The sequence below is a fragment of the Shewanella sp. 6_MG-2023 genome (genome assembly GCF_030547195.1).
Classification (GTDB): Bacteria; Pseudomonadota; Gammaproteobacteria; order Enterobacterales; family Shewanellaceae; genus Shewanella.
In genome coordinates, this window is record NZ_JAUOQU010000060.1 from 1 (window position 1) to 3,819 (window position 3,819).

General features: G+C 39.1%; 2 protein-coding genes and 1 pseudogene. 1 reads left to right on the forward strand and 2 read right to left on the reverse strand.

Annotation, left to right across the window (positions count from 1 at the left end; translation table 11 throughout):
* Positions 1 to 495: 495 nt before the first annotated feature.
* Positions 496 to 2,844, forward strand: coding sequence for a DUF1566 domain-containing protein (locus tag Q4533_RS19470; RefSeq protein WP_133126587.1), 2,349 nt, complete (start codon positions 496 to 498; stop codon positions 2,842 to 2,844).
* Between the two features lie 282 nt (positions 2,845 to 3,126).
* Here Q4533_RS19470 and Q4533_RS19475 read toward each other — a convergent pair whose 3' ends face one another.
* The gene (locus tag Q4533_RS19475) at positions 3,127 to 3,498 is read right to left on the reverse strand and encodes a GlyGly-CTERM sorting domain-containing protein (protein ID WP_102435792.1); all 372 of its coding nucleotides are present in this window, start codon (positions 3,496 to 3,498) and stop codon (positions 3,127 to 3,129) included.
* Positions 3,499 to 3,533: 35 nt separating this feature from the next.
* A pseudogene (locus Q4533_RS19480) lies at positions 3,534 to 3,819 on the reverse strand (transposase); the annotation flags it as partial.

A 3,819-nucleotide genomic window follows, 5' to 3' on the forward strand; every position in this document is an offset into this window, starting at 1 on the left:
AGTTTATGAGTGAATTTTGGTGATTAATGATGAAATATTCAGTCCTTTGGCAGGAATAATACCATCAGTAAATGAATGTTGGTGTTGGCAACTCAAAATGAAAGGCGTTATGTTATAACTTCAAAATAATGGGTGGCTATGTATTAGTGGCCACGACTTCAAACTATTTAGCGTATTTCTCCACATAAAACGAAGCAATACATTTTTACATTTCTGAGTTAAACCCCTGCCCCAGCTTTACCTTTAATATGTCTGTATTAACATCAATTCACCCTAATCACAGCGCTACATTCCTTAGCGTTTAACAGCATCGAGATACCTTTATGTGGATAAAACTATAAACTAAAGCCCGTTATGTAAAGTTGTTAAAGTTAAGTAAATTTTATTTTTGTTGGTTTTTTTATTGGTATTTTAAATATCCAAGCAACAATAATGACGACTTGATTTACCCTATTTTCGTTGTTGATAGCATCCAATAGACATAAAAAGGTTTCTATGAAAAAGATAATATTTGGTTTTTTTATGTTCAGTTCATTGCTAGCTGCTACTGCTCATGCAGCAGATCAATTAACGGCCACTATTATTGGTTCTGGTTCGCCTATCTATAATGAAAACCGTGCGAGCGCGAGTACGTTAATCTCTGCCGGAAACACTCATATATTGGTTGATATGGGTAATGGCACTCAAGCTAATTTGTCTAAACTCGGCGTTGATATTCGTCATTTATCTAGCCTACTTATTACCCATCATCATCTTGATCATAATGAAGAATTTGTACCCATGTTAATTCGTCTGTTACTAGGGCGAAATAACTTCACCATTGTTGGTCCACCCAATACGAAGAAACTCACGGAAACAAATTTGGATTTGTATGAAGCTGATATTACATATCGACTAGGCAAAACTAAGAGAAACCTTGCCGATCGTATCAAGGCTTTTGATGTTACAGATATACAAGGCGGAGAATCCTTTAAGGTCGGTGATATACAGGTCACCACGCTTCAAGTTCCACACACCATTCATACTGTTGCTTACCGCTTCGATTACAATGGCCAATCGATTGTCATTACTGGAGATCTGACTTATTCAGAAGCACTGCCCACCTTCGCGAGCAATGCAGATTATATGATTATCGATTCTGGCGGAATGGTAATGATAGGTGGACGGAATAAAAACAAAAAATCTAATGATCAAAGCATAAATAAAGGTTCGAACAACAAAAATAAAAAGAGCGGTAATAAAAAAAATCGTGCTCACCTTAATTTAAACGACTCCAGTACACTTGCCCAAAAAGCTAATGTCAAAAATCTGGTCTACACCCATTTTACTGCGGGGGAAGTTGATGCTGAAGCGAGCTTAAAAGAAATTCATAAAAATTATAGTGGTAATGTCATTTTCAGTGAAGATCTTATGGCCGTTAATACTGCAGTGAAGGAAAGCATAGTCAAAACATCACAAAAGATAGCAAGTTACCCAATCGTCGATACCGGACAAAGAAAATCCTACAGCAACAATGCAGTAATACCATTACCAGACAATGCCAATGATTTTTATGGTCAAGATGCCAGTTATAGCACTAACCCTCCTTCTTACACCGACAATAACAATGGCACTATCACCGATAATGTCACTGGTTTAATCTGGCAAAAACAGATGGGGGATAAACTGAGTTATGATGAAGCACTTTTAAAAATAAACACTCTAAAATTAGCAGGTTATGGTGACTGGCGAATTCCCACCATTAAAGAGCTCTATTCTCTCATTCAATTTACAGGCAGCGTTAAAGGAGAAAAAGCGCTCACCCCTTTCATCGACACCAGTTTCTTCAATCAACCTCTTGGTAATACTAAAGCTGGAGAACGAGAGATTGATGCCCAAACATGGTCGAGTACCGAGTATGTCGGCAAAACAATGAAAAGTGATGATACGGTTTTTGGGGTGAATTTTGTTGATGGCCGTATTAAAGGTTACCCAAAGTTTAATCCACGCACTAAAACGCCGAATAAAATGTACTTTAGGTTTGTGAGGGGAAATAAAGCCTATGGTAAAAACAACTTCATTGACAATAAGGATGGTACCACCACTGATTTGGCGACTGGTTTAACTTGGCAACAGACAGACAGTAACAAAGGTTTGAATTGGCAACAAGCACTGCAATATTCTGAGGATCTAACTTTAGCTGGCCATAGCGATTGGCGTTTACCAGATGCAAAAGAGTTACAAAGCATCGTGGATTATACCCGCTCACCTGAAACCTCTAATTCAGCGGCAATCGACCCGATTTTTTACACATCTTCGATAAAGAATGAATCTGGCGAAAAAGATTATCCTTATTACTGGAGTTCAACAACTCATCTTGATGGGCCAGTGCCAGAATCTGCAGCGGTTTATGTGGCCTTTGGTAAAGCCTTAGGTGAAATGCGTGGCATAACAATGGATGTTCATGGCGCGGGTTCTCAGCGCAGCGACCCTAAAACAGGTGCACCGATGTCTCGTGGGCCACAAGGCGATTTTATTCGAGTTGAGAATTATGTACGCAGTGTACGAGATGGCAATGTCGTTTTAGCGGCCCAAACATATGAGCAGCCTCTGACTGAATATATTAACGAATATGCAAGGGCAAGTAACCTGACGGGTTCAACGACTCAAAAACAAAACAACAAAATCAAAAGCAGTACTCAAAGTAATAAATTTATTAATCGATTTGATAAAGATGGCGATGCAAAAGTATCGGCTTCAGAGTTTAAAGCTGGCACAAAGCGCTTTAATCATTTTGATAAAAATAAAGATGGTTACATCACGGCAGATGAGGCACCTACTGGACCGCCTAAAAACACCAAGTAAAAGCATTACTGAATCGACTTATTATTGTGTTTTACAGAAAGGCTGTTGTTATCGACTTAACATAATATAGAGAAGTGATTAACCCGACAGGTTGTTTGAATTTGACCAGTACAGTTGATGATGATTTAGAATATTTAGACAAGCTATTCAAATTTAAAGGGAAGATAAAAAAGCCAGTAATACAAAGTAAACTTCGTATTACTGGCTTTTAAGGTCTGATAGCGAACTTAAGCTTAATTCAAGCTATTAGCACTATAATCTAACTGACATTATTTAACGTCATTAAGACTGACGGCGACGCCATAGCAGTGGCAATAATAATAGAAGCCCAGCTCCTAAACTGCCCGCGCTATAGTTTTCGCTCCAACCATCATCTAACGTGTTTGCCACATTGATACTGACAGAAGCACTTGTTTCTTCTTCCCCGTCACTCACAACAAGTTCAAACACTAATGCTTGATCTACTGAAACTTCTGGTGTTGTCAGATTTAGCACAAGACCCGTTGCAGTAAAATCAGTTTGAGCGCCTGAAACTTGTGTCCAGCTATAGGTTAAACCTGCAGGTTCATTAGCAATAGCCGCAGTGATAACGGTGTTCTCACCTTCATTTAGCTCAGTGTTTCCACTAAAGCTAATATCAAATGATAAAGGCACATTTTCGACCGTTACATTAACGACTTCGCTAGCCAGTCAACCACCCACTTGTTGGGGATTGAGGTCGGTAACTTGAGATGATGTTTTGCCAAATATGCCAGTAGTCTTGCTCGCCAGACTTTAGCCAGGTTAAAGGCGTTGAAAAGGTATTTACCCTTGTTCTTTTTCCTTTGTTTTTTAGCTTTATCAAAGCTGCCTGCCGGAATGATGAAGTGGATATGAGGATGCTTCTTATAACACAAGGGTCACGCCTTCGGTTATGGGTATGCAGCACGCCCGTAAATCCAATATCACCACCGAGTTGCTTTGAGTTTTTAGCAA

Bases quoted from the DNA above. Each gene is read 5' to 3' on its own strand.
- Q4533_RS19470 (WP_133126587.1), top strand. From the start codon at position 496: ATGAAAAAGATAATATTTGGTTTTTTTATGTTCAGTTCATTGCTAGCT.